A 22190-nucleotide genomic window follows, 5' to 3' on the forward strand; every position below is an offset into this window, starting at 1 on the left:
GCAGGGTGAGTTGCACCCGCGTCGTGGGAATCAACGTGCCCATCAGGACCGTCTCGCCCCGATTTCGGCCACCCGGTAAGATGGCCGCCACAAGGAGGCCGCTCATGCCGACCATCACCCTCTCCCCCACCGCACTGTCCCTGTTCCGGCTCCACGTCGAGCGGCAGGGTCAGATCGCCATCGACGAATCCACTCGCGAACCCTACCGCGAGCTGGCCCGGGCTGGTCTGATGCGGGCTGGCTCCACGTTCCTCGATGGCGAGGAGTCGATCTACCGGCTCACGGCCGAGGGGTTCGAGCGTAAGGGCGAGCTTTTGACTTGCGCGAAGGAAGCCGTCTGATAGGATGGTTAGATGGATTTTCTCGCGGACATTCAAAGGGCGGCGGCCTATCGCCAGTCCGAGGTCATCCGGGATGCGATAGACGCGTTTACCCCGAAGGGTATCGCTTGGTCAATTCTTCGATCTTCCCGGGCAGTGACCCGAACGTGACCGAGGAGCAAGTGGCCGCTGAGATTCGTAAGGCGCTCTCCCAGATCGAGTCCAGTGAGTCTACAGCCATACTCGCCAGCGAAATCGACTAACGGCCCATCGCCTTCAGAATCCGCCTCGCCTCGTCCGTGACCGGCAACTCGGTTTTCCCGCCGTGCTTCAGCACCGCCTCATGGCTTCTCAACCGGTCTTCCTCGAACTCATGAGCAATGATCGCGTCGATTCGGTCCTTGAGCGACGCCTTGGCGTAAATCCGCGCCCCCGGCTTGCCCTTGAGCAACTGCGGGTTCAGGCAGCCCGAGTTGACCGCGATCCCTTCCAGTAGACTGCCGCCTTGCCGGTCGCGGGCGATGAACGCCGTCCAGAGGCCGTCGCCTTCCAGGTCGCGCGTGCCGTGCAGCCGTTCGGGGGTGCCGAGCTCTTCCATCCGAACCGCGCAGTAGGCGTCGAGGTCACGGGAGTAGCGTTGGGCGAAGTCCTCGGCGTGGTCGGCTGGGTCTTGAGGCAGACGGTTGGGCATCTGGGGAGGGTAGCAGGCCGTGGCAATACGTTCAACAAAAGCGTGATCGCGCAGGTGGCTTGAAACTGGAATTCCCTCAGGGGTACGATGTACGGCAGTGCATGTGCCTCTGCCGGGTCACGGCATCTGGGAGCATCCTCTCATGGAGACACCCTGGAAGCCTGTCGGGGCGTCGTGTAATCTGTCCGAAGAGTGCTCGGAAGTCGCCGATTTGAAAAACTCCCCCCCTGAGCCAAGACGCCATGCCAACGAAGGAAGAACGCGCCCTGGCGAGACAAATGCTTAAGTGTCGTTGCATATTGGCCAACGCGAAAGCCTTCCAGGATTTGTTCTGGGCCGTGATGAAGACGATCCATAAGTCGGCATTCGAACCAGTGCAGCCGCAAGGGAGCAAGGGGGACGGAGGGAATGACGGCTATCTACCGAAGGACAAGCATTACTACCAACTCTATGCCCCGATCAACCCAAAGGAAAAGGCGGCGAAGGCTGCGGAGAAACTGGGGAATGATTTTGCAAAAGTGAAGGCCCAGTGGGGAGGGCGCGGCGGGCGAGGAATTTCCATGTTTACTTTCGCCTACAATGACAAATACGAAGGCGTTCCCAAGGACATCAGCATGGGGCTTCAGGGGCTTCGCTCGCTCCACAAGACCATCACTTTCGCTTCATACGGGGCCGCGGATCTGGAGACCGACTTCTTCGAACTGGATGACACGGATTGGGATCGGATCCTCGGCGGGGCCGTACCCGACCCGGATCGAATCGTCGGCCTCGACTATAGCGTGCTTGGCGAAGTCATCCGCCACATCATGGCCTGCGACGTCGATGAGGAGGAGGCGAGGATGGATCTCCCGCCGGGACTCGACGAGAAGATCGAATTAAATCGCCTGTCGAGGGTGAACGCTACCAGAATTTTGAACGGGAACTTGCAAACGGGGCACATCGAGAGATATTTCCGGGCGAATTCCGCGTTCGCTCTGAGCGAATTGCGGGACCACGTCGTCGGTGTCTATGAGGCCGCCAAACTGGCGATCGCAGCAGCCCCGCCCGTAGATATAGCCGTCGTTGATGCCGTCTTCCTCGTCTTCAGGCGAAATCTATTTCCCAGACAGTCTACCGCGGCGGCATCCGTCGCGGTAGACGCCATTATTGGCTACTTTTTCGAGGCATGTGACGTATTCGATCCTAGCCCCTCTTCGAGAGGCCTCCCCGGTGCTACTCCCTGATAAGCACTTGAAATTGTCCGAGTCAGTGATCGGATTCGCGGGATTGGTTTTGTCGGACATCACCAAGCCGATCTGGTTCGATGACGTCTGGGTGCGAATCAAAGAGCAGACCGGTACCCCCGACTGGCCGGCAGTCCATGGAGTTGAGAATTTCGTCCTGGCACTTTGCTTCCTCTACTCCGTCGGTGCGATCGACGTAACTCAGGATGGTGAGTTGGTGAGATGCGACTAATCGAGCTCACATCCACACGAACTTCATTCAAGACGGTCAAGTTCAATCGAACCGGCCTGTCCCTGATCGTGGCACGCCACTCGAAGCAAGCCGTGAAGGACATTCATTCGACCTACAACGGGGTCGGCAAGTCGCTCCTCGTGGAATTGCTGCATTTCTGTCTGGGAGCAGGAAAGAACAAGGGGTTCGAGGAACACCTCAAGGGTTGGTGTTTCATTCTGACGTTCGAACATGCGGGCATGGAATACCTCGTCAGCCGGGTCGTGGGCGAGGACAAGCTTGCCGTGAACGGCAGAGAGATGAAACTGTCGGCGTACAAGGATTTTCTCAACACCCTCGGCGTCTTCGATTTGCCCGCAAGCATCAGTGCTCTGTCGTTTCGAGCACTTTTGAGCTTCTTCCTGCGATCGGGCCGTAAAGCCTATGCATCCTGCGACGGTGCCCGCTCGGAGTGGAAGCCGTATTACAGGGTCCTCTATCAGAGCTTCCTGCTGGGGCTGGATTGCCATCGCGTCGTTAAGAAACACGACGCGAAGAAGAAACTCGACGAGCGAACGAGCCTTGCGAAGAAGTACAAGGAAGACGCTGAGCTCCGCGATTTCTACCTTGGCGAGAAGAACGCCGACATCGAGCTAGCCTCCCTCAATGAACAGATCGCAAAACTCCGAAACGACTTGTCGGAATTTCAGGTGGCGAACGACTTCAGCGAACGCGAAGCACAAGCAAACAATACCAGATTCTTACTGGTAGAGACACGCAACGAAGAGGCGATCCTAGGTGTCCGGCTGCGCGATATCGATCTGGCACTCGAACTTCACCCCGACGTGGCGCCGGACAGGGTGAGGCGATTGTACGACGAAGCCAATATCGTTATGCCTGCCAGTGTGACGAAGCGGTTCGAAGAAGTGGAAGTCTTCTACTCACGGCTCCGAGAGAATCGAACGCGACGACTGGAGCAAGAGCGAACGGTTACCCTGGCCAAGCAATCGATACTTCAAAGCAGACGGATCGACCTGGAACGCGAACTGGACTCCCAACTTCAGTTCCTGGATGCCCATCGTGCTCTTGATGAATATGTAGAGAACAGTCGTTTCCTGAGTGAATTGACCGCTCGCCAGACGAAGATTCAGGATTATCTCGCGCTGATCGAGAAGTACACCAATGAAGCTCAGATGATCCGCGCCGAGATGGGGCAGGCGACGGTCGAGACAACAGTCTACCTGGAAGGGGCGAAGGCTCACCGGGACATGCTGATGGAAACGTATCGTGGTTTCGCCCGCGAATTCTACGGCAATAAGGCGGCCGGCCTTATTGTCAAGAACAACGACAAGCCAGATAACCAGATAAGGTACGACATCGAAGCCAGAATCGAATACGACCAGGCCGATGGCATCAACGACGTCCGGATTTTCTGCTTCGATCTACTCTTACTCTTCTTACGCCAGAGTCACAGCATGGAGTTCCTCTTCCATGACAGTCGGCTCTTCGCCGGCATGGATTGGCACCAGCGACTTACGCTCTTCCGGGTTGCTGATCGCGTCACGCGAGAAAAAGGCTGGCAATATATCGCTACGGTCAATGAAGATCAGATCGACTCCGTGAAAGTCGAAGCAGGCACAGACTTTGATCGTTTGTTCGTCCAGCCACGCGTATTAGAGCTGACCGACGAGCCGGATGGATCGGGGAAACTCCTAGGCGTTCAGGTAGACATGCAGTACGAGAAGCCTTGATGGATTGATCGAACGGCCCGACCAGCTACCTACCCACTCCTCCGCCCACACCACTCCCTCACCCCGCACGCCCGGCACTTCCCCAACGGCTGGCTCACCTCGATCTCTTCCCTGATCCGCCGCCGTGCCTCCCGGATATGATCCGCCACTCCCAGCACCCACTCCCTCAGCGCGGGCGTGTTCGCCACCTTCACCCGTTCCCCCGTCCCCAGCACGACGAAGCCATGTGGCGGCGCGATGCCGGTCGCTTCCTCGCTCAGCAGGTCACAACTGGACGCGTTTGTGCGCGACGTGAACAAGGCGATTGGGACGACCGGGGACGAGCGCCACAAGCTGTGCTTCGCCGTCGGGCCGCTCTGCTTCGATATGTCCGACGACGAGACGCGCCAGTTCATCCGCGATGCGTTCGCGGCTGCCCGCGAGAACGACGTGGCGGTGGCGTTCCACATCGACGACTCGATGACCTGGGGGCGGCGGAAGGATTTGCTTTCGAATCCCGAGAACATCGAGACGGCTGGTTGGGACGAGAGGCCTAACACGGGACGGCGCGCGGACTGGGGACCGATTCCGACGAAATTCCCGCCGCAGATGGTAAGCGCTCGAGATTCCCAGAGGGGGGGGGACCGCGATTGGCACTCCCGTCACTCCGCGCATCGGACCGCCCTTGGATCACTTCCGCTTGCGACGATCCGCTCGTTTTGCGTCGCGACGCCGTGCCCGTTCACGTGATTCCTCCAGGCGATGCGTCAGTACGTGTCCCGGATGGTTCCGAGCCCACCGATCGGGCAAGAGGTCCTCGACTCGTTCCGGGGCCACGCTCAGCGTCATCAGTACGTCCTTGACGTAGGCCCACGGCTCCAGGCGATGACGCTTCGCCCCTGCCATGATCGTGCTCAACACCGCCGCTCGCGGTCCCGCATCCACATTCCCCAGGAACAACCAATTCTTCCGGTTATGCGGAGATCCGCATAACCGGAATTATGCGGGCCTCAGGATTATGCGGAGTTGGGCCGGCGCCCCCTCGCAACGTCGGGTTACATTCCTTCCCCCAGCCGGTTTTCAGCGGACATGGCTCCGCATAATTCGGATGCTCTTCCCGGGATCTCGATCTTTTTCCCGGGAGGACTCACATGCTCGATGCGCTCTTCCAACGGCCCCATCACCTCCGCCGATTCCAGGCCAACCCCCTTGGTCCAACCCTCGACCAACTCGCCAGCTACCTGACCAGACGCGGTCATGCGACCAGTGTCATCCATCAGTTCCTGCGCGCCGCAGAGCACTACGGCTACTGGCTGGGGACCCGTTATCCGGCCGTGTCGCAGGGCCACGTCACCAAGGCCTCGGTCCGGCAATTCGTCCACGACCACCTGGGTGCCTGTGCGTGCCCACCTCGATTCCCCCGGAGCCTCATCCCGAGCCGTGCCGCGGTCAATCACCTGCTGCGGATGCTCGATCAACAGGACCCGGCTCGATTGCTCTCACCACCGGCGCGGCACGACGCGCTGCTGGCCGAGTACGACATGTTCCTCTACCAGACCTGCGGGCTGTCCGAGAATACGCGGATCTACCGTCGGCGGAACGCCTGGCAGTTCCTGGACCGGCACTTCGGCGACAACGTGCCGGCGCCTGACCAACTGAAGGTGGGCGACATTCAGGACTACTTCCGGAGCCAGGCGGGTTCATTGAGGCCCGGATCGGTTGCCGTCCTGGCATCGTCACTGCGCAGCTTCCTCCGCTACCTCGCCCTGGCGCACAGCTTCGACCCGTCCCTGGCCGGCGCCGTGCCGGCGGCCCCGCAATGGCCCATGGACCGCCTGCCGAAATCCCTGTCTGATGGGGACCTTCAGGCCGTCCTCGCGTATTTCGACATCCACACTGCAACCGGCTGTCGCGACCTGGCGATGATGCGCTGCATGTGTGACCTGGGACTCCGCGTCAGCGAAGTCGCCGCCATGACCCTCGACGATATCAACTGGCGCCTCGGGATTGCGACGATCCGGGGCGGCAAAGGGGGGCGCCCTCGTGAACTGCCGCTGCCGGCGCCGCCGGGGCGCGCGATCGCGGCCTATCTCCAGGACGGCAGGCCGCCTTCGACAGCCCGCCACCTCTTCTTGCGACACACCTTGCCGGCCGGTGCTCCCGTGACTCACGACCTAATCCGCGGTGCGTTCCGCCGCGCGTATGCCGCCGCAACCGGGCGCACCGAGTCCGTCGGCACGCACGTCCTGCGGCACACGGCAGCGGCCCGGATGCGGGCGGCCGGCCAGAGCTTGAAGGGCATCGCCGATGTCCTGGGGCATCGCTCGGTCGACACGACCACGATTTACGTCAAGCTCGACGTCGAGTCCCAGCGCGCCGTGGCCCTGCCCTGGCCGGGAGGTGGGTCATGAGCGCCCCGACCATGGCCGAACGGGTGGAAGAGTATCTGACGTATCGCAGGGCGCTGGGCTACCAGGTCAGAACCGAAGGAGAGTTGCTCAGGTCGTTCGCCCGCTACGCCGACGAGTCGGGCCACCACGGCCCGGTGACCACCGAACTCGCCCTCCGCTGGGCCCGTCTCCCGGAGAGGGCGGCCCGGCTGTACCAAGCCAGGCGGCTGGAGATCGTACGGACACTGACGAGATACTTGGCCCCGCGCGAGCCGGGCACGGAGATCCCCGCGCGGGGACTGCTTGGGCCGGCGCATGCCCGCCGGCCGGCCTTCCTGTACTCCGAGGCCCAGATCGCCGCGCTCGTCGAGGCAGCCCGGTCACTCGCCCCGTCGGCCGGCCTCCGCCCACTGACGTATGCCACCCTGATCGGACTGCTGGCTTGCACCGGCCTGCGCATCGGAGAGGCCCTCGCCCTGGGGGCGGGCGACATCGACTTCGACGCTGGCGTCGTGACCGTCCGCCAGACCAAGTTCCACAAGACCAGGCTCGTCCCCCTGCATGCGACCTCCGTCAGGCCCCTGCGCGACTATGCCCAGGCTCGTGGCCGCCTACAACGCGGGCCGGCAGGCACAGCCTTCTTTATATCAGAGAATGGTTGCACCTTGCCCTACACCACGGTGCGGCAGACGTTCCACCGGCTGTTGCAGAAAGCGATGCCTGGAGCGGCCCCGGTTGGTCGCGTCCGCCCACGCCTTCACGATCTGCGGCACACATTCGTCTGCCGCCGCCTGCTGGAGTGGTATGGCGACGGGACGCCCATCGAACGAGCGATCGACCAGCTCTCGGCCTACCTCGGCCACGTCAAGGTCACAGACACCTACTGGTACTTGACGGGCGTGCCGGAATTGTTGGCGCTGGCCTGCCAGCGCTTCGAGCGGTTCGCCGACCCCAAGGAGATGACACATGATCCCCAGCTTTGACGCGCTGGTCCAGGACTTCTTCTGTCGCCGGTTGATTGAGCAGCAAGGCGTGAGCCCCCGCACGGTCGAAGCCTACCGTGATACGTTTCGGTTGCTTCTGGCCTACTTGCCGCAGCACCTGGGCAAGCCGGTCCCGGCGCTCGGCCTGACGGACCTCGATGCCCCGGCGGTCCTCGCCTTCCTGGATCACCTGGAGACCACGCGGGGCAACGGCCCCCGAACGCGGAACGCCCGATTGGCCACGCTGCGCTCATTCGTACAATACGCCGCGTCGCGCGACCCAACCGCTTGGCCGCTCGCCCGGCGGGTGCTGGCCATCCCGGCCAAGCGTTACAGTAAGCCGCTGCTTGGCTACCTGACCCGCGAGGAGATGCAGGCGATCCTGGACGCCCCGGACGCCGCGACCTGGGCCGGTCAGAGGGACCGAGTGCTGCTTGCCGTGATGTATAACACGGGGGCCCGTGTGTCCGAGGCCGTCGGCCTCCGGCGCGGCGACCTGACGGACACGAGCGCGCGATCGCTCCGGATCCGAGGCAAGGGTCGCAAGGAGCGGGTGGTCCCCTTGTGGAAGCAGACGGCCAAGGCTCTGGCGCACTGGTCGAAGCAACTCGACGATAAGCCGGACACCCCGCTCTTCCCGAACGCACGCGGTCAGCCTCTGAGCCGGTCCGGATTCGAGGATCGGCTTGCACTGGCCGTGGACAGGGCGGTGGAGAAGTGCGCGGGTCTCAAGGGCAAGTCGGTCACGCCCCACACGATTCGCCATACGACGGCGATGCACCTGCTGCAATCGGGGGTGGACGTAACGGTGATTGCCCTGTGGCTGGGCCACGAAAGCCCCGAGACGACGCACCAATACGTCGAGGCCGATCTGAGGATGAAGGAGGAGGTACTGGCCAAGGCGCGGGGCTTGTCGCCGGAGCCGACTGTCTACCGGCCGAAGGGCAAGCTGCTCGCCTTCCTGGACAGCCTGTGATCGTATTATGCGGAGTCGAGCCGCGTGAATTCGCTGGGCACACCCATCGGTCTGGTGGCGACTCCGCATAATCCGGAGGCCCGCATAATTCCGGCCGATGGCTTGGTCGCGGAGGCGACGCTCCGCCACGTTGTTGTCGATCGTCAGCCGGCCGTCCTCGGTGTAGCGGCACAACGCCTTCCACTGATTCCGCGCATAGGTCAGAGCCTGGCCCAACGCCGATTTCGGCAGCGACTGGTCCGCAAGCCGATCGAGGTCCCCTCGAAGCCGTTCCAGGATCGGCACCGCTTCTTGCGCACGCAGGGCCTGTCTCGCCTCAACGGACAACCCTCGGACGCGATCCTCCACGTCGTATAACCGGCGGATCGCTTCCAGGATCAAACCCGCGTTCCCCGGCGACGACGACCGCGCATCGTAGAACTTGCGGCGGGCGTGCGCCCAACAAGCGACTTCGTGGATCGCCGAAGGCGACCCGAGATAGAGCCCGTCATATCCAGCATATGCGTCAGCCTGGAGATAACCCACGAAGCCGGCCAGGAACGTCGCCGGCCCGTCGCGTTTGCGACTCGCCGTATGGTCGTACACGTCGTAGGAATGATCCTCGTCCCCATGATAGAGCCAGAACCGTGTCGTCAGGCTCCCGGGAGCCTCGCCGCCCAGCGCCTTGACGGGGGTGTCATCGGTCCAGATCACCGGAGATTGGAGCACGAGTTGCTTTTGGAGGTCGTAGAGCGGCCCCATCAACTCGGCGGCCTTGCGGACCCAATCGCACAGCGTCGCACGCGGCAGGTGCAAACCGTAGCGAACCGCGATGCCCTCGAAGCGGTACAGGGTCAAGTGATCGATAAACTTGGAAATCAGCAATTGCGAAAGCAGGCCCGCTCCCGCGATGCACCCCGGGAGCGGTCGCTCCGGTCCGTCGGGGCTTTTCACTCCGTCGTGGCAGTGCGAGCACGCGTACTTGGGGAGGACGTGGACCCGAACCTCCAGGCGAGCCGGGATGAATTCGAGCTCACGCCGCTCGTCTTCGCCGATGCGTGCCTTGGACCGGCCGCAGCATGAGCAAGTCTTGTCCGCCTCGGGCACGTCATGTTCGATGCGGACGTGGGGCAGGCGGCTGAAATCCAGCGTCCGCGATGGCCGGGACTTCCTCGGAGCGGCCGGCATCGGGGCCTCCGGTTCGGCCTCGGGAGCCACCTCGAGGTCCTCGCCGAACGCGAAGAGATGACCTTGTCCAGGATCGTCGCATCGTTCGCTGCGTCGCCCGTAGACATAGCGGCGGTACCGCTCCAACTCCTGGCGCAGGCGGTCGTTCTCTTGCGTCAACTCCTCATTGGCCCTGCTGGTGGCTTGATCGAGTGCGGCGAGCAGGTCCTGGATCCGTTGCTGCCTCGCGTCGCCGGGAGGGGCCGCATCGCCGGAGACTGGCGGCGACGCGGGGCCGGATTGGGCATTTCGACCGAGAGGATTAATCATTAATTGGATTATCGCATACTTACCTCTGATTTCAAGTGGTTTTCCCGGGATTTTCCCTGTTTTTCTCAGTCCTCCGGTATCGTTTTCGTTGCTGGGCGTTCCCCAGGTCGATGCCGCCCAGGAGCATGGCGAGTTGGGCGGACCGGAGTTCGATCGGGGCGTCGGAGGAGGGCCGGAGGGGGACCTGGAACGAGCCGGCTTCGAGGCGATAGTACCAGATCGCCAGGCCATCGACATTCCAGTAGAGGATCTTGATGCGATCACGTCGGCGATTCAGGAAGAGGAAGAGATGGCCGGAGAGGAGTTCCTCCTGAGGGAAGGCTTGGCTGACGATTCCCGAGAGCCCGTCAAAGCTTTTTCTGAGGTCAACGGAGTCGGCGTGAAGGAGGATCCGCACGGTGTGTGGGACGCTCAACATGAGGCGTGCTCCATCCTCGCCGCGACGCGGGCGACGGTCTCGACGACCCGGCAGACGAGTTCACCGCCCGCGGCGATGGGCAGGAGGATTCGTCCGCCGTCGGGGAGTCGGATGGTGAGGAATTCAGGGGAATCGCCGGCTCGCGACTCGGGGGCGGCGGCGAGGATGACCGGCACGAATGCCGGTTCGCGAGCCGGAGCGGGGACAGGGCAAGGCGAATCCGAGGCGAGGCGTCGCTTCCAGGCGTGGAAAGACGCGGTTGAGATCCCTTGGCCTTGGCAGAACTGGCCGATGGTGAGACCGCTGTCGGACTGCTGTTGCAGTCGCCGACGCCAGAGGACTGGGAGGGCAGGATTGGCGGCACGTGGCATCGTCTGACTCCGGAGGACGAACAAAATGGTCCGTCTTCCAGGCTATCAGGCGGCACAAGACTGGCTATTTCGAACGCTTACGCAGATGTGCTTCAACAGCCCGGGGATCATCGCGGCTGTCAGGGACCGCGGCGGGGTGATCGGCAATGAGATTCAGAAGGAATTGGCGGACCTCAAAACCCAGGGGAAGCAGCACCTCTTCGCGGGCGTGATGACGGGATGGGAGACGCAGATCGGCAGCGATTTCGAGACGAACCGCCCGCTCGGATACCGTGCGCTTCGCCATCGCGGGTTCACCGAGACCAAGCCCCCGAAGGACATCGACCTCGAGCGAGTGCAAGTCGTGAAGGAGTTCATGGAGCTGGGGGCGAACTCGCTGCATGACGGCGGCGTCCCCCGCGAGCGGATCTTCTGCCACATCGCGTTCACCGACCAAGGGCTGCGGAAAGCGGACGCGAAGGAGTCTTACGCCCGGAAGGTCCATATCGCCGTGCCGGAAGTCGCGTTCAGTCTCGCCTACCGTCCCGGATTCTCCACATATCCCGAAGGGGCGACGTTCAAGGAAGTCTATGCGGTGATCGCGAAGCATGGCTCTCCCGCCTGGATCTCCGCCGAGGGGACCAACGTGTCGCCCACGAGCATGCCGGGCGAGCCGACGATGGAATCGTACCTCGCCCGCATGTTCAACCACGGTGCGGTGATGACGAACATCTTCTCGTGGGGTATCGGCGGGGAAGCGATGCGCGACAACTTCTTCCGGAAGGCGACGGAGAACCCGGAAGCGCTGGCTGCGTATGCGAAGTTTCTGCGGGGTGAACCCCTCGTGGAATCCGCCGCCACGGGGTTTTCGAGCGAAGCTTTCCAGGCCAAGATGCGCAAGATTCAGGAAGAATTGCCCGGCTGGATTCAGAAATCAGGGAAGCAAGCGGAGGCGATGCCGCTGATCCAAAAGCTCGAGGGGCTGGTGAAAGAGAAGCAGTGGCAGAAGGCGGACAAGGTCGCCGACGAAGTCCTGGCGATGATGAAAGGGGACAAGGGGCAGAATAAGGAGGAACCGAAGGCGTCCACGGTCCAGGAGCGCCTGCCGGCGAAGATTCAACAGATCCAGAAGGAGCTTACCGCTTGGGTTCAGGGGAACGCCGACCGACAGGAGAAGGCGACCTCGCTCATGAAGTCCCTCGACGAGCAGATCAAGGCGATGGATCTGGAGCGTGCCGAGGAAGCGGCTGACGCCGTACTGAAGCTGATTGGTAGCGAGGTGCCGATTCCGGACGCCCAGCGACAGTCCCCCGCTCAGGACGCGCCGGAGGAGGCGAGCAGAAAGCTGCGGCACGAATTCGGCGGTTCCTTCCTGGTGTCCCGAGACAAGGTCCAGGAGGAATTGAAGTTAACCGCAGAATAGCGGAGAAGGTTGGAGCACCGCCTCCGGCATCTGATTCTCGACATCATGCAGTCCTTTCAGAAGATCGAGGGCGTGAAGCCGGAGGAGCGAAAGAAGGAGTTCGGAGCAGACCGCCAGAGGGCGCAGGAGAAACTGACGGCCGTCCTGAAAGAAACTCTCGACGAAGCACAGCGCAAGCGCTTGCGTGAATTGGTGCTGCGACGGGAATGGCTTTTCGGCGACGGGGAGTCGTGGAGGGACCTGAAAGTCACGGCCGAGCAACGAAAGCGATTCATGGCGGAGATCCAGCAGATGCAGAAAAAGATCGCTCCGCTGATGGAAGATGCTTGGAAAAGCGGCAACCCCGATGAGATTCGCCCCAAGGTGCTGAAGCTCCGCGAGGATCTCCAGGCCAAGCTGGAAACCCTCCTCACGGATGACCAGAGAAAGCAGTGGAAGGAGATGCTGGGCAAGACGGTCGACCTGAGCCTCGTGTTCGATGACGTGTCGTCTCGGTAGGCGACGGAATCGGAACGATGATCGTTGATATCCACGAACTGGCTCGACGAATGCTGACGGCCTATGACGCCAGGCCAGTGCCTTGCCGTACCCCTCAATCTGACGATCGCCCAGGCGTATGCTCTTCAAGCGGGGGTCGCCCGGCTCCCCGGCTCCGCGAAGATCGCGGGGAGAAGATCATCGGCTACAAGATCGGCTGCACGAGCAGACTCATCCAGGAGCAGTTCGGCGTCAAGGAGCCGATCTTTGGCAGGCTTTTCGACACGGAACGTCACGACTCAGGTGCTCGGATTTCACACATCTCCTGCGCCAACCTGGCCGTCGAAGGCGAGTTTGCCGTCCGTTTGGCTACGGACTTGCCCGCCTTAAAACTCGACCGCGTTGAGCGGTTGGACACGATTGAGTCGATCTTTCCGGTGATCGAACTCCCCAATTATGTGCTTCGGGGCCCGAAGACTCTCGTCCAGGAGCTGATCGCGAGCAAAGGCATGCATGCCGGGTTTGTACTGGCGGAACAACCTCACAGCGAGCCGCCTCTTCGGCCGCCCTGGCCCGGGTCCGTTCTTCCAGCAGGGTCCGGGCCTCTTCGATCTTGGCCAACCGGGTCTGCCGTCGCTTCAATTCCTCAGGCAGCTCATCGCCACGACGATCAGGGCAGTGCGCCGCGTCCTCGGTGGCATCGGCCGACGCCGTCTCGGCGAGGATCTTGGCGATCTCCTCCTTCAGCCGTGCCTCTTCCTTGGCCATGCGGTCGTAGCTCATCGCCTTGTAGCGCGAGGCGTTGGCTTTGACCTTGGTGCCGTCCAAGGCGATGGTCCCGACCTTGGCCAAACCGGCCAGGGAGCAGAGCTTGAGCATGTCGACGAACAAGGTCTCGAGGCGGGCCAGGTGAGTTTTGCCGAAGTCGCTGATGGTCCGGACGTCGGGGATGTCGTCGCCGACGATGATGCGGCAGGCGACATCAATGTGGCTGCGTCTCATGATCTTGCGTGAGGAGCGCGTGCCGGTGGCGTAGCAATAGAGAAGGAGGGTGACCATCATTCGCGGGTGGAACGGAGGGTCTCGCATTCGTAATGGGCGAAGAAGGAGTCAGAGGGTGGCGACTCGGTATGAGAAGACAGCCTGGAACTTCCTAGCGTTTGTTCATGTGGCCTCGATCATGATCCTGCAATAGCTTCGCCCACTTTCTTTACCCAGCTATTGTCCGTACGACCATACGTGATCTCGAGCCGGATAGCTGAGTAGGACCTCCGCCCACGGGGCAAATCGCAACGGTTCGGCCCCATATCCATCACGATTCTGGCAATGGTGAGAGCTGCGTAGGCAAGGGTGGCAACTTGAACGAGTCGTGGCCTTCAGCCTCCCTTGTGACTGCAGGAGTCGAGGGCGCTTGCCCTGGTGCCGGCGAGGGTGAGTACTGCAATTGACCTTGGGGATTGCTGCCCGGATTATTGATGGAAGGAATAGGAGTCACGGGTTGATTCGTAGGAGCCGGCGTCGATGCTCCGCTCGCAGGTTGAGTAGGCGTCGGGACCGTGGGGTTACTTATGGGGGGGACTGGAGTTGGCTTCGCAAAGGGGGTCGGGTTGAGCGACCTAGCAGTCCCTGATTCGACAAGCTGAACGACTAGGGTGCCAGTAACTGCTTGGGGCGAGGCGTCTAAGGCGGCTGTGGGTTTGGCAAGCACGACACTGCCAACTAGTTGCGCGGGCAAGTCGCCACGTCGGATTGTCGGATAGAGTTGATTCATGGCCTGAAGGACGCCATTGCCCAACAGATTCGAGTCGAGGGTGTAGAATTCGCCGCTGGCCGAGGGCGCCGCCGACACCGTGACTTGAACGCCTCGGCCTCTTCCGTCGTCGATTGTAACGATTGCCTCGCGAATGTCAGGCGTGGCCGGTGGAGTAGTCGGCTTGGGCACCTTAATTCGGATCATCCGAGGCTGGTGGGTCGCCGCAGGAGCCAAGCGGTATCGAGCACTCGACCCCTGCTGTCGCCAGTGGTATGAAACGACCAAACGAGAATCACGGGGGTCGAGTGTTGGCGGAGCAGGAGGGGACGGTTTCTCCCCGTCGTCGTAAGGAATCAGTAATCGGTCAGATATACCGTTCGGCGTGGAGAGGAAAACCTCCACAAACTTCTGATTATTGGGCCCGGAGACTTTAAGATCAGTTGAATCAACGTCGCCTGGGATTCTTAAGCGGAGGTAGGATCGGCTGATGATGTCGACATCGTCAGCTTGAAGCGGGCGGCCTCCGGCTACCACTTTGGTCTCTTGGATACTTATGTTTTTTCCCGAAACCAAAATCGAAGTCGTTTTGCCTTTGGTAATGCCCCAGGCACCTTGGTAGCCGAACAGACGGGGCACAAGAGCCTCGGCTCCATCGACGAACAAGTCAAATCCAGCAATTGATTCGTCGTATGGCAGTCGAACAACCCTTGACTGCATTGGCAACATAGCCTCCAACTGCTCAACTTTTGCGGCAATCTGGCGCATGTCGCCGGGTCGATATCGGTGCGAGTCACAGATTAGGCCAAGGTTGCCCCGCAGGTCCCCCACTTGGCGACCCTGCTCAAGCATACGCCGGGTCGGGACTACCAAATGTTCGGGGTCAGTCAGCTTAAACCAATTGCCTGTCGTCAAGAACCGTGCCCGGGTTAGGAAAGACGGTATCACGACCACCGCCGTAAGTTCACGCTGACCGGTTTCAAGCTTGCTCTTACGAGTCCCGTAGTCCGGACCCGGCCCGCCGCTGATGAGTGTGCTGGCGAGGACGCCGAAGTTGGTCTTCTGATTGGGCGGGTTCTGGTATCTCGGCTGAAATCGCCATCCGAACACATCGTTGCCGTGCGCTGAGGCCGTCACTGTTCGATTCAACGCGATCGTTTCTGCATCCTGCTCCAGTCTTCTCCGAAAGCTGTTTAGCTGTGAGAAACTGAGCCGCCCTGTGGAAAAAGCGAACGACAGTGCAAGTTGTAAGTCTCGGCGAAGGCTGAATGCGTCTAAGATATTCTGCTCGTCGGTGGTTGGATCGAGCGCGAAGGTGATGATTTTCCACCGCGTCTTGATGTACTGCTCAAAGATGCGGCGTGGGTCGGGGTCCATCTGCTGCGGCAAGCAAGGATGGAACAGGATGTAAGAATGGGGTTCTGGGACCGGCATTCCCTCGGCATCCAAGGTCCGCGCGATGTCGCGTTTGAACCGGGCGTCCAGTAACCCCACCTCGATGGCAACCGCCCAACAGAGATGCCCCAAGGGCGTATCGCGGATATTCAAGTAGGAACGGGAAAGTGAGTTCCACAATTCTTCACGGAGTGCAAAGAGGTCTCCGGGCGGGTCGATCGGCACTCCATGTTCGTCGATGACCAATTCACTGAAGTCACTCGGTGACTTGCCGGGCCGGGGCACGAAGCCTCGACGGCTGACCGCCTCGTGAATACGTAGTATGAGTTCAGTATTGGCTAAGCCAACCGCTACGGTCTCGAGTGCAGAGTTGAGTCCGTTGGTTTCCTCGTTCAGTGGACTCGTGACAAGATTCTGTGCACGGACCACGGAGCGGTCGCGGTCCCTCGCCCCCATCAATCCCGGTGCCAAGCCCTCGCCCTTCAGAGCAGGCGGACGGGCCATCGTGTCGTAAGCAATCGAAATCATGTTTTTTAGGTAGGCTCGAACGTCACTCGCCCGAGGCACCTTATTCTTCAACCGCGCGTCCACAGCGAAGGCCACGTGGTCGAGGGTGGATTCAAGGAAGATCTCAGGAAGATCGTTTGGTGCGACCGGATAGTATTGCTGCGTGCCTCGGTCTGCGCCGGGACCCGCCTGTAAAACCGAAGACAGACCCTCAATTGCAATATTTGCATTGCTGACGTCGCCAAGGACTTTGGCCAAGTCGCTCTGCTTCCCTGGGGCCAATGTATCAACCAGCAATCTAGCATCATCGAGAAGCACGGTATCCACCAATTGCTTTGCAATACTGCTGTACGTACTTGCACCCAATGAGTCATTTACCAGGTCAACGGCGATCACAGCTACGGCTTTGCGTACTTCCCCTCCGAGAGATGACCTCGGCCAAGGCTGGTTCTGAACTGGCTCAGAATCAGAAAAGCTAGCAACAGCTTGCCTCACAGCCTGGCCAGTTCTCTCAAATGCTTGTATATTGCGGAGCTCAATTGAGTTAAACGAAGGATTTTTTTTTAACTCTCTTTCGATCATCCGTCCTACGGCCGCATTGAATTCAGCGTCAAGCAGACGTAATCGGGATGCTATCACCCTTTTTGCTATACCGGTTTGAGTCAATCCATCCCGGAGAATGAAGGTTGTCATACCATCGAGAAGTAGCTCCAATCGCTTCCGCGGAGAATCTTCGTTCGCAGGCTTCTCAGATGCGTGAGGTCTCCGAACATCTTGTCCCTGTAGCTCAGGTGGCGGAGGCGGCGATGCTTCGTATGGGGCAAATGCTGCAAATAATTCGGGGTTCAATGCTTTGTTCTTGGCCTCTCTGAATTCGTCAAAACTACTGAACTGTTGCTTCTTGCCCCCATTAATAACATACAAACCTATATCATTTGCCAATTTATTGATTGTTTTAAGATCCTCATTTTTGCCGATACGAATTTCTGCAAATTTGAATTTGAACAAGCGTTCCAATAATTGACTGTCTGACAATAGGGCTTGTGCGATTTCGTCCTTCGAAATCTTGTCATCCAGAGATCGAAGCGTCGATGCTTTGAGCTCCTCTTTAAGCTTGTTCAATCTGTCTAGTGCCGCTTTGCGATCAATGAGGGCTTGCACACGACCGCTTCGGATTGACTCGAAGATGTATGGCGACAGGACATCCGTCAGGTCGTTGATGGCAAGACTGCGAAAGGTTGTCGCGAGGAAGTCAGGAGTGAATTCGTGCTCGATGGTAACGGCCAGATCAGCTCCGTAGCCGTGGTGTGTGCGTTCTCCCGGAGTGATTGAGACTGGCATCCGAACCAAGTAGAGGGCATAGCCGGCAGAATCGGTGATGTCGTCGCCAATATTGATCCGTCGGTGGGCGTTGAGGTTGTCAAGATAACGACGCTTCTGATCGACATACACTGTCGGCTCCAGGCCAAGCGAACCATCCTTCCGTGCGAGATCGGCTCGAAAATCTTTGAGCAGTTCGAAACTTTTAGTAACAGAAACAGGGTTGTCCTTATATTTCTCTTGGATGTACTTGAGCATTTCGGCGGCGGCCTTGGTTGATTCGTCGGCAAGTTTGGAAGGGTCCGGGCCAGCTTCTTGGGTGCTCGCTCCGCTGGCGACGGAGACGGATGGTGCCGTCGATCGGCCTCCCCTTCGGCCCGTGGCAACTAATGCTGCGCCTAGTACTACAGCGCCAAGTTGTAGCGTCTTGATCCGCCGGCCATTGCGAAAGTATGCTTGCCTTCATGGTTTATGGAGGTACGAGCATGGATATCCCACAGATTCGCAAGCTCAAGCCCGCGCTGAAGAAGTTCCTCAAGCGGTTCGATGACTGCTTCCCGCGCAAAGACACGCGGGCCCATCTGCCGGTCTACGTCTCCGGCCAGCTCTCGGATATCCCCGAGAAGAGCGTGGAACCGATTGCCATTAATGCCGGCGTGCCGGTCAGGACCCTGCAGGAGTTCCTCAGCCAGCACTGTTGGGACCAGGACCGGACGCGCGACCGGCTCCAGCACATCGTCCGCGACGAGCACGCCGGTCCCCACGCGATCGGCGTCTTCGATGAGACGAGCGACGTCAAGAAGGGGGACAAGACCCCCGGCGTGCAGCGGCAGTGGTGCGGTTCCGTCGGCAAGAAGGAGAACTGCATCGTCACGGTCCACCTCGCCTACGCTCGTGAGGGCTTTCACTGTCTGCTCGACGGCGAATTGTTTCTGCCGGAATCCTGGTCCCTCGACCGCGCCCGCTGCCGCGAGGCCGGCATCCCCGACGACATGGTGTATCGGCCCAAGTGGACGATCGCCCTGGAACTCTACGACCGCGCCACCGGCAACGGCCTGCACTTCGATTGGATGACTTTCGACGAGGGCTACGGCGGCAAGCCCGAGTTCCTGCGGGGACTTTCGGCCCGTCGCCAGAAGTTCGTCGGCGAGGTGCCGCGGAACTTCATGGGCTGGATCAAGGCACCGCGTGTCGTGACCAGGAAGTACCGTAAGCACGGGCGGGGCCGCGGCCGCAAGACGCCTCGCCTGGCGAGCGGCAGCACACCGGCTCGGCGGGTTGATGCCATGCTCGATCAAGACGGGTTTCGCAACCAGCCCTGGGTCCAGTGGCGAGTCAAGGATGGGCACAAGGGGCCGATGGTCTGGGAAGTCAAGCACCTGCGGTTTTCCCCCGTGGGCGCCGACGGGTTACCGGGCGAGCCGCTGCACCTGGTTGCCGCCCGTGACGTCTTGAACCCGGCGGAGTTGAAGTTCTTCGTCGGCGCCGCCCCCGAGGAGACGTCGGTGCAGGTGCTGTTGCTGGTCGGGTTTTCGCGATGGCGCGTCGAGCGCTGCTTCGAAGACCAGAAGTCCGAGATTGGACTGGATCAGTATGAGGGCCGCCGCTACCAGGGGCTCAAACGCCACCTGATCCTGAGTTGCCTGAGCTACTTGTTCCTATCGCGGATGCGACAGAAGTTCGGGGGGGAAAAATCCGGGTCTGACGGAGTGCCAAGTCCACAGTGCGATGGCGGCGCTGATCCCGTTCTGGTGGTTGGGGCTGAGTCCTCCGCGAAAGCTTCTGGAGCGGACCTCCGAAGAGATCGAGCGGGCGCAGCGTCGAAACGCCGTGGCGCAACGGTGCCACACCAAGCGGACAAGGCGAAAGTTGCATGAGATGGGCATCAAACTTACAGGGTTGCCCCAATGCAAATGGGATACGACTTAGCGCTGTAGTACTAGGGCAGTCTGGCTCTCGACGGCAGCTTGGTCGGTCCGAGCGATGCGAGACGAGAGGATGAATTTGAACGCGTCGAGTTCCTTCGCCATCTCTTTGTCGAAATCGACACGATACTTCGTCATCCGGGACTGGCTGTAGACATCGGGTTGCTTGATGACGACTAGGCCGTCATCCCGTATGTCATCAGAAATATCGTCAAGCTTGTTACCAAAGTCGACGAGGGAGAGTCCGGCGGGCGGAACAGGAGTCTTCTCGCGGAATGGATTATGGAAAAATCTTCTTGCTTTCTGCGAATGTTGAATCTCAGGTGGGCTTTGCGCAGCTACCAACTGCGCCGCACATAAAACAGCGACAAACGGCCTAAAAAGGCTTAATTTTGAGTCAGACGGGATCTTCATCAGAATTCTCTCGGCGGTCCGAACGTGGCGAGTTTGCCGGTTATGCCGACAAAATAGATCGGTGCAGTCCAGCAGTCAGCATTAAGAATTCTGTTCTCGACGTATGCCGCTCCCTGATCCCCAATATCGATGTCATTCAATTTTTTTATATATAAATTTCTGTTAACGTTGCACGTTGGATACGACCGAGTTCAGCATCCTAACGTCAAATAAAGATTCATCATGTGTTGTGAGTGGAGCATTGCGCCTTGTTCTGGGCGTGCTTAGAAATTATCCGAGTCCGTCCGGAACGCATTTTGCGTGAAGGAGGATAAGCGAGTTCATTGACTTCTATCCTTCACAAGGAAAGGGCGCAACTATGGCCCGCCCAAAATCTCGACTCAAGCCGCTCGACCCGAACTGGGAAATCCCCGACGAGTCGTGGGTGAAGATCGAACCGATCATCAAGGAGTGCTGGCCCAATAAGGCCACCGCCCAAGACTATACCCTCTGGCGGAAGATGCTCAACGCTATCCTCTTCCGAATGCGGAGCGGCTGCTCTTGGGACCAACTTCCCGCTCGGTTCGGTCCAAAACTCGTGGTCCATGACTGGTTCAAGTGGTGGTCTGCTGGGGGCGACCTTGAGAAGATCAAGGCGGTGCTGATCGCCGAGGGCGACCAACTCGGCGCGGGGAAATGGGAATGGCAGAGTGCCGACGCGATGCTGGGCAAGACCCGGTTCGGTGGTGAAAAAGACGGGGAAGAACCCCACCAATCGCGGGAGAAAGGGGACCAAGAAGAGTCTCCGGACCGACAGCCAGAGCGGCCCGCTGGGCGCCGTGAGCGAGCAGCGAAGCGCACGCGTAAGGGGACGGACGTGAAGGCTAAGAGATCGGAAGGAAAAATCACTGTGAAGTACATTGAAGGCCCCGCAGACGCGGCCAGATTGGCTCATTGGGAGCGGTTCTGGGTGAACTTCACTGCCAAAATTCTGCGAGACATGGAGAGCGATGATGTCGCAGCAAAAGAAGAAGGACGCCTACCTCACGAGCAGGAACGCGGCGATCTACACAAGAGTAAGCGACACCAATGAGGGGAACACGGAGGTATCGCACGAGTTCCAGGATCGGGAGTGTCGTGCCCGCGCCGCAGCCTTAGGCTACAAAGTAGTCTCAGAGTTCCGCGATAACTTCAGCGGAAGGTTTCTACACGAGAGGCCGGGGCTGACGGCCCTGCGGGAAGCTGTCCGCGATGGCGGTTTGCAGGCCGTCTTCGTTTGGAAGTTGGACCGATTCAGCCGACGCCTGGCGCAGCGGGCGATCTGCGTCCAGGAACTTCGCGATCACGGATGCAGGTGCATCAGCGCCACCGAGGAGATCAAGGACTCCCCAGAGGGAAGGCTCCTGGAATCCGTCCTTGGGGCGATTGCCGAATTTGAGGTCGAGAGAACCCTGGAACGATCCCAGGCGGGCTTGTCGGTTCTCAGGAATCGAGGACTACCAATCTGCCAGGGGAAGGCTAGATACGGGTATCAATACGTCAAGGAATCACGGTCGAGGGTGATCGTCGAGGAAGAGGCCGAGGTGGTCCGACGAATTTTCGCGATGTGCGTCTCGGGCGACTCCAGCAACGTGATTGCCGCCCACCTCAATCGACTCGGGGTGCCCTGTCCAGCCATTTCTCGCGGCGTCAAGCTTGGAGTCCAACAGGCACCGTCCTGGCATTCGTCGACCGTGAGGGCGATCCTCAAGGATGAGTCCTACGCCGGGGCGCCGATGACTTCCGGCAAGAGGCGTTGCACATCCGAAGTGAGCCGGAAGGGCCACCGGAGGACCGAGCGAACCAACCCAACGGATTGGTGGCAGTCTAAAGAGGCGACCCCTCCAATCGTCAGCCCTGAAGAGTTTGCTGTCGCCCAAGAATTATTGGGGTCTCGTCGCAAGTCTAGGGACTCGCGAGACGCGGAGCACCCTCACCTACTGAGGGGTATGGTTCAGTGCGCCGTCTGTGGACGCAGTATGTCGCCGTGGAAAACGAAGAACCCTTCCGGAAAGACATATTACTATTTCTGTTGCGTGTCACGGCAGATGGGGTGCAACTGCGGGAACGTCGTCACGCCGATGGCCTGGTTGGACGAGGCCGTGTGGTCCAAGGTGGGCAGCCTGATTCACGATCAGAACGCCATTGAGGAACGGTTCCGCCTAAATAGAAACTTTCAAATGGGAAAGTAGA

The 22190-nt window shown here is 60.1% G+C and carries 20 protein-coding genes and 2 pseudogenes; 13 read left to right on the forward strand and 9 right to left on the reverse strand.

Features of this window, described 5'->3' with window-relative positions:
- Positions 1–104 precede the first annotated feature (104 nt).
- A complete protein-coding gene (locus tag SINAC_RS10675; protein ID WP_015245659.1) occupies positions 105–341 on the forward strand; it encodes a hypothetical protein in 237 nt (78 codons plus the stop codon).
- A 107-nt stretch (positions 342–448) separates the two neighbouring features.
- Entirely contained in the window at positions 449–583 is a 135-nt protein-coding gene (locus tag SINAC_RS41530; RefSeq protein ID WP_020465518.1) for a hypothetical protein, read from the forward strand.
- Here SINAC_RS41530 and SINAC_RS10680 read toward each other — a convergent pair.
- Positions 580–1011 (reverse strand): hypothetical protein, encoded by a 432-nt coding sequence (locus tag SINAC_RS10680; RefSeq protein ID WP_015245660.1) that lies wholly within the window; start codon positions 1009–1011, stop codon positions 580–582. The two genes, SINAC_RS41530 and SINAC_RS10680, sit on opposite strands and share 4 nt — an antisense overlap.
- 278 nt (positions 1012–1289) lie before the next feature.
- Here SINAC_RS10680 and SINAC_RS10685 point away from each other — a divergent pair, with 278 nt between their 5' ends.
- Genes SINAC_RS10685 through SINAC_RS10695 form a run of 3 tightly spaced genes read left to right on the forward strand, consistent with a single transcriptional unit; the run spans position 1290 to position 4196 of the window.
- Positions 1290–2234 (forward strand): ABC-three component system protein, encoded by a 945-nt coding sequence (locus SINAC_RS10685; protein WP_020465517.1) that lies wholly within the window; start codon positions 1290–1292, stop codon positions 2232–2234.
- Between the two features lie 49 nt (positions 2235–2283).
- Positions 2284–2466 (forward strand): ABC-three component system middle component 6, encoded by a 183-nt coding sequence (locus tag SINAC_RS10690; protein ID WP_237722424.1) that lies wholly within the window; start codon positions 2284–2286, stop codon positions 2464–2466.
- A complete protein-coding gene (locus SINAC_RS10695; RefSeq protein WP_015245663.1) occupies positions 2457–4196 on the forward strand; it encodes a DUF2326 domain-containing protein in 1740 nt (579 codons plus the stop codon). Before SINAC_RS10690 ends, SINAC_RS10695 begins: the two co-directional genes overlap by 10 nt.
- A gap of 264 nt (positions 4197–4460) precedes the next feature.
- Here the strand turns inward: SINAC_RS10695 and SINAC_RS40790 are convergent, their stop codons facing one another.
- Together SINAC_RS40790 and SINAC_RS38735 are read right to left on the reverse strand one after the other, a co-directional pair.
- Complete coding sequence (locus SINAC_RS40790; RefSeq protein WP_174377930.1) at positions 4461–4643, reverse strand: hypothetical protein; 183 nt, start codon at positions 4641–4643, stop codon at positions 4461–4463.
- Between the two features lie 222 nt (positions 4644–4865).
- Positions 4866–5150 (reverse strand): annotated as a pseudogene (locus tag SINAC_RS38735) (IS66 family transposase); the annotation flags it as partial.
- A gap of 176 nt (positions 5151–5326) precedes the next feature.
- On the opposite strand from SINAC_RS38735, the gene SINAC_RS10710 reads away from it, so the two are divergent.
- The 3 genes from SINAC_RS10710 to SINAC_RS10720 are packed head-to-tail and all read left to right on the forward strand — an operon-like array spanning position 5327 to position 8524.
- The gene (locus SINAC_RS10710) at positions 5327–6586 is read left to right on the forward strand and encodes a site-specific integrase (RefSeq protein WP_015245665.1); all 1260 of its coding nucleotides are present in this window, start codon (positions 5327–5329) and stop codon (positions 6584–6586) included.
- Entirely contained in the window at positions 6583–7548 is a 966-nt protein-coding gene (locus tag SINAC_RS10715) for a tyrosine-type recombinase/integrase (protein WP_015245666.1), read from the forward strand. The genes SINAC_RS10710 and SINAC_RS10715 overlap by 4 nt, the downstream gene beginning before the upstream one ends.
- Complete coding sequence (locus SINAC_RS10720; RefSeq protein ID WP_015245667.1) at positions 7532–8524, forward strand: site-specific integrase; 993 nt, start codon at positions 7532–7534, stop codon at positions 8522–8524. The genes SINAC_RS10715 and SINAC_RS10720 overlap by 17 nt, the downstream gene beginning before the upstream one ends.
- A 90-nt stretch (positions 8525–8614) precedes the next feature.
- On the opposite strand, the pseudogene tnpC reads toward SINAC_RS10720, so the two are convergent.
- The 3 genes and pseudogenes from tnpC to tnpA all read right to left on the reverse strand — a co-directional run.
- Positions 8615–10000, reverse strand: a pseudogene (gene tnpC / locus SINAC_RS38740) (IS66 family transposase); the annotation flags it as partial.
- A 31-nt stretch (positions 10001–10031) separates the two neighbouring features.
- Positions 10032–10418: an IS66 family insertion sequence element accessory protein TnpB gene (tnpB, locus tag SINAC_RS10740; protein WP_015244205.1), complete on the reverse strand. Its 387-nt coding sequence runs from the start codon at positions 10416–10418 to the stop codon at positions 10032–10034.
- On the reverse strand, positions 10412–10789 hold the full coding sequence (gene tnpA, locus SINAC_RS37950; RefSeq protein WP_015244204.1) for an IS66 family insertion sequence element accessory protein TnpA: 378 nt from the start codon (positions 10787–10789) through the stop codon (positions 10412–10414). Before tnpA ends, tnpB begins: the two co-directional genes overlap by 7 nt.
- Positions 10790–10814: 25 nt before the next feature.
- On the opposite strand from tnpA, the gene SINAC_RS10750 reads away from it, so the two are divergent.
- Together SINAC_RS10750 and SINAC_RS10755 are read left to right on the forward strand one after the other, a co-directional pair.
- Positions 10815–12191, forward strand: coding sequence for a hypothetical protein (locus SINAC_RS10750; RefSeq protein ID WP_015245669.1), 1377 nt, complete (start codon positions 10815–10817; stop codon positions 12189–12191).
- Positions 12192–12200: 9 nt separating this feature from the next.
- On the forward strand, positions 12201–12689 hold the full coding sequence (locus tag SINAC_RS10755) for a hypothetical protein (protein WP_015245670.1): 489 nt from the start codon (positions 12201–12203) through the stop codon (positions 12687–12689).
- Between the two features lie 348 nt (positions 12690–13037).
- Here the strand turns inward: SINAC_RS10755 and SINAC_RS10760 are convergent, their stop codons facing one another.
- Both SINAC_RS10760 and SINAC_RS10765 read right to left on the reverse strand, forming a co-directional pair.
- Positions 13038–13757 (reverse strand): transposase, encoded by a 720-nt coding sequence (locus SINAC_RS10760; RefSeq protein ID WP_081578276.1) that lies wholly within the window; start codon positions 13755–13757, stop codon positions 13038–13040.
- Positions 13758–13980: 223 nt separating this feature from the next.
- Entirely contained in the window at positions 13981–17898 is a 3918-nt protein-coding gene (locus tag SINAC_RS10765; protein WP_015245671.1) for a hypothetical protein, read from the reverse strand.
- A 227-nt stretch (positions 17899–18125) separates the two neighbouring features.
- Here SINAC_RS10765 and SINAC_RS10770 point away from each other — a divergent pair, with 227 nt between their 5' ends.
- Positions 18126–19517, forward strand: coding sequence for an IS701 family transposase (locus SINAC_RS10770; protein WP_015243925.1), 1392 nt, complete (start codon positions 18126–18128; stop codon positions 19515–19517).
- 48 nt (positions 19518–19565) lie between these two features.
- On the opposite strand, the gene SINAC_RS10775 is transcribed toward SINAC_RS10770, so the two are convergent.
- Positions 19566–19979 (reverse strand): hypothetical protein, encoded by a 414-nt coding sequence (locus SINAC_RS10775; protein ID WP_015245672.1) that lies wholly within the window; start codon positions 19977–19979, stop codon positions 19566–19568.
- 358 nt (positions 19980–20337) lie between these two features.
- On the opposite strand from SINAC_RS10775, the gene SINAC_RS10780 reads away from it, so the two are divergent.
- Positions 20338–21051 carry a transposase gene (locus SINAC_RS10780; RefSeq protein WP_026011897.1) on the forward strand — a complete coding sequence of 238 codons (714 nt, stop codon included), beginning with the start codon at positions 20338–20340 and terminating at the stop codon, positions 21049–21051.
- Entirely contained in the window at positions 20972–22189 is a 1218-nt protein-coding gene (locus tag SINAC_RS10785) for a recombinase family protein (protein ID WP_015245673.1), read from the forward strand. The genes SINAC_RS10780 and SINAC_RS10785 overlap by 80 nt, the downstream gene beginning before the upstream one ends.
- Position 22190: the final 1 nt, after the last annotated feature.

It is taken from the genome of Singulisphaera acidiphila DSM 18658 (genome assembly GCF_000242455.2).
In the GTDB taxonomy this organism is placed as follows: domain Bacteria; phylum Planctomycetota; class Planctomycetia; order Isosphaerales; family Isosphaeraceae; genus Singulisphaera; species Singulisphaera acidiphila.

Bases quoted from the DNA above. Each gene is read 5' to 3' on its own strand.
- SINAC_RS10715 (WP_015245666.1), top strand. From the start codon at position 6,583: ATGAGCGCCCCGACCATGGCCGAACGGGTGGAAGAGTATCTGACGTAT.
- SINAC_RS10750 (WP_015245669.1), top strand. From the start codon at position 10,815: ATGGTCCGTCTTCCAGGCTATCAGGCGGCACAAGACTGGCTATTTCGA.
- SINAC_RS10760 (WP_081578276.1), bottom strand. From the start codon at position 13,757: ATGCGAGACCCTCCGTTCCACCCGCGAATGATGGTCACCCTCCTTCTC.
- SINAC_RS10775 (WP_015245672.1), bottom strand. From the start codon at position 19,979: ATGAAGATCCCGTCTGACTCAAAATTAAGCCTTTTTAGGCCGTTTGTC.
- tnpA (WP_015244204.1), bottom strand. From the start codon at position 10,789: ATGCCACGTGCCGCCAATCCTGCCCTCCCAGTCCTCTGGCGTCGGCGA.
- SINAC_RS10765 (WP_015245671.1), bottom strand. From the start codon at position 17,898: ATGCTCAAGTACATCCAAGAGAAATATAAGGACAACCCTGTTTCTGTT.
- SINAC_RS10675 (WP_015245659.1), top strand. From the start codon at position 105: ATGCCGACCATCACCCTCTCCCCCACCGCACTGTCCCTGTTCCGGCTC.
- SINAC_RS10685 (WP_020465517.1), top strand. From the start codon at position 1,290: ATGCTTAAGTGTCGTTGCATATTGGCCAACGCGAAAGCCTTCCAGGAT.
- SINAC_RS10695 (WP_015245663.1), top strand. From the start codon at position 2,457: ATGCGACTAATCGAGCTCACATCCACACGAACTTCATTCAAGACGGTC.
- SINAC_RS10785 (WP_015245673.1), top strand. From the start codon at position 20,972: ATGTCGCAGCAAAAGAAGAAGGACGCCTACCTCACGAGCAGGAACGCG.
- SINAC_RS10780 (WP_026011897.1), top strand. From the start codon at position 20,338: ATGGCCCGCCCAAAATCTCGACTCAAGCCGCTCGACCCGAACTGGGAA.
- SINAC_RS10720 (WP_015245667.1), top strand. From the start codon at position 7,532: ATGATCCCCAGCTTTGACGCGCTGGTCCAGGACTTCTTCTGTCGCCGG.
- SINAC_RS10770 (WP_015243925.1), top strand. From the start codon at position 18,126: ATGGATATCCCACAGATTCGCAAGCTCAAGCCCGCGCTGAAGAAGTTC.
- SINAC_RS10680 (WP_015245660.1), bottom strand. From the start codon at position 1,011: ATGCCCAACCGTCTGCCTCAAGACCCAGCCGACCACGCCGAGGACTTC.
- tnpB (WP_015244205.1), bottom strand. From the start codon at position 10,418: ATGTTGAGCGTCCCACACACCGTGCGGATCCTCCTTCACGCCGACTCC.
- SINAC_RS10710 (WP_015245665.1), top strand. From the start codon at position 5,327: ATGCTCGATGCGCTCTTCCAACGGCCCCATCACCTCCGCCGATTCCAG.